Raw genomic sequence first — 2,566 nt, forward strand, 5'->3', positions numbered from 1 at the left:
GTGCAATGCAATATTGTATGGAGAAGGGCATCCGTATTCCGGCGGATATGGCCGTCGTCGGTTTTAATGCGTTGGATATTGGCCAGGCGATGAAACCCAAACTCACCAGTGTTGTGACACCGCGCGAAGAAATGGGTAATAAAAGCGCACAGCTGCTTATTGATGCAGTAAACGGCAAGCGCAGTGCAACCTCTACGTATGATTTAGGCTACTCGCTTACTAACGGCAACAGTTGGTAAGCCTGCTGCACTACCTCAGGTAACGGTGCTGAAATGTCGATAGAAATGACATCGTTTTCCATTTCGCCGGGAGGTTCGAGGGTTTCAAACTGACTTTTTAACATACCGGCCTTCATAAAGTGGCCCTGACGCGCGGTCATTCGCTTTTCGATGAGTGTGTAGTCGCCCTGCAAAAATACAAAAGTCAGATTCGCAATGTGTTGACGGAAGACATGGCGATAGCTGTACTTCAATGCAGAACATACGACAACGACATCTTCACCCGAAGCCAGATATTTATTGCTCTGCGCGCATATTTCATGAAGCCAGGGGGCTCTGTCTTCGTCGGTGAGTGGTTCGCCTTTGGCCATTTTTTCGATATTGTGAGCAGGATGTAGATCATCTCCATCTATGAAAACCGCGTTGCACCGCTCGGCGAGCTGCTCTGCAACACTGCTTTTCCCACTTCCACTGACGCCCATCACGACAATACAGCGGTTTAGCCCAGATTGATTGGATAAAGTCATACCTGCCACTTGTTTGTTGTTAAAAAAATGTTTATCTTAATGTTATGCGTAACATTGTAGCCATGCTACACAGAATGTAAATCACAATTTGCGCAATAGTTTAAGTAGGTGAGGAGAATTACGTGGAGCAGGGGATGTTACTGTTTACCGGGCTGGCAATGATACTAACATTGATGTTTCTGGTGATTGTTGTGCGCATGCATGCATTTATCGCATTAATATTGGTGAGTTTGATAACAGCCGTATTCAGCGGTGTAAATACAGCCGACATAGTGCCTGTTATGCTATCCGGGTTTGGCGGGACATTGGCTGCGGTGGCATTGCTTGTCGGGTTGGGTGGCATGATCGGTAAACTACTGGATGCCAGTGGTGGTGCTGAAGTGCTGGCAAAACGTCTGGTTGATTTATTCGGTGAACAACGGGCGCCGTTAGCGTTGGGCGTTGCATCTTTACTGTTTGGCTTCCCGATTTTCTTTGATGCCGGTTTAATTGTGATGATGCCGATATTGCTGACTGTCGCGCGAAAGCTAGCCATATCGACACTGTCGTTGGTGTTACCCGCTGCCGGGGCGTTTGCTGTAATGCATGCGTTTGTACCGCCGCACCCAGGGCCTGTGGCCGCTGCTGATTTGCTCGGCGTAAATATGGGATTGTTACTGCTGGTTGGGGTGCTCGTTGCGCTCCCTACCTGGTACTTGGGCGGCTATTTGTATGGTTTATATGCGGGTACAACATTTAGACTGCCTGTCCCGGCGTGGTTTACCTCTCAGTCAATGGCGAACACCACCAAAACAACCCCTTCCTTTAGCCGGGTGCTGGTTATTCTACTGACGCCTTTTCTACTGATTTCACTGGATACCGTGGCCAATACTTTGCTGACGTCAGGCGTATTAACGCCCAATGACGCGCTGTCGGCTATTCGGGTATTGGGTAAGACGCCTGTAGCGCTGTTAATTACCTTATTGCTAACATTGTGGTTGTTACGCGTGCAGTTTACGCGTACGCAACTGGAGTCTTTGTGTAACGATGCGCTCGGGCCATTGTGCGCAGTGATTTTAATTACCGGGGCTGGCGGTATGTTCGGCGGCGTGCTTCGGGCATCTGGGATTGGTAATGCCCTTGCCGAACTGCTGGCCGATACCGGGCTCCCCATTATCGTTGCGGCATTTGTGTTGTCTTCTTGTATTCGAGTGGCACAAGGCTCAGCAACGGTAGCCTTGACCACCACTGCGGCTTTACTGGCGCCGGTTGTATCTGCGCAAACCGGCCTGTCGGCCATGGATTTGTGCTGCATTGTTATTGCTATAGCCGGCGGTGCAACCGTGTTGTCTCACGTTAACGACTCCGGGTTTTGGCTGGTATCCCGACTGCTTGAAATGGACGAAAAAACCACCCTGAAAACCTGGACTGTGATGGAAACATTGCTAGGTAGCATAGCCTTTATGCTGGCTGCATTATTGAGTTGGTTGTTCTAGTGGGACTGATAGCTAGTTCGGCAGTAAATCTGAATGGGAGCGCAGTGTCGCCCCTTTTTAAGCGAGAGGCAGGCCGCGCTTTACTTTCAGCTAAACCGAAAACGCCAATGGCCTGTATTTGAATTACTTAATCGCTACGTCGTCTGGTGCAGGTAGACCGAATTCTGCCAGCGCCAGGTCGTAGGTTCCGGCCTCAACACCATTGAGCGGCGCGAAATTAGGCGCTTCACTGGCAACAATAAGCGTTGGGGTAAACAGTTGCGGCCGCGTTAGCGCAATAATGGCTGGGATAAACGTAGGGTATTTGGTGAGCGGGCCACCTAATACAAACATATTTGGGTTCATT

Annotated in this window: 4 protein-coding genes; 2 read left to right on the top strand and 2 right to left on the bottom strand. The window is 49.8% G+C overall.

Annotated elements, in window-relative coordinates; genetic code table 11:
- Nucleotides 1-239: substrate-binding domain-containing protein (locus tag AC4MRN_RS20390; RefSeq protein WP_491204356.1), on the top strand; the 239-nt coding region annotated here is incomplete at its 5' end.
- Here the strand turns inward: AC4MRN_RS20390 and AC4MRN_RS20395 are convergent.
- Nucleotides 209-745 (bottom strand): gluconokinase, encoded by a 537-nt coding sequence (locus AC4MRN_RS20395; protein ID WP_155015011.1) that lies wholly within the window; start codon nt 743-745, stop codon nt 209-211. The two genes, AC4MRN_RS20390 and AC4MRN_RS20395, sit on opposite strands and share 31 nt — an antisense overlap.
- Nucleotides 746-867: 122 nt before the next feature.
- Between AC4MRN_RS20395 and AC4MRN_RS20400 the strand changes: the two genes are divergently transcribed.
- Nucleotides 868-2,220 carry a GntP family permease gene (locus AC4MRN_RS20400; RefSeq protein WP_491204357.1) on the top strand — a complete coding sequence of 451 codons (1,353 nt, stop codon included), beginning with the start codon at nt 868-870 and terminating at the stop codon, nt 2,218-2,220.
- 123 nt (nt 2,221-2,343) lie between these two features.
- Here AC4MRN_RS20400 and AC4MRN_RS20405 read toward each other — a convergent pair.
- Nucleotides 2,344-2,566: hypothetical protein (locus AC4MRN_RS20405; RefSeq protein WP_491204358.1), on the bottom strand; the 223-nt coding region annotated here is incomplete at its 5' end.

It is taken from the genome of Marisediminitalea sp. (assembly GCF_984433645.1).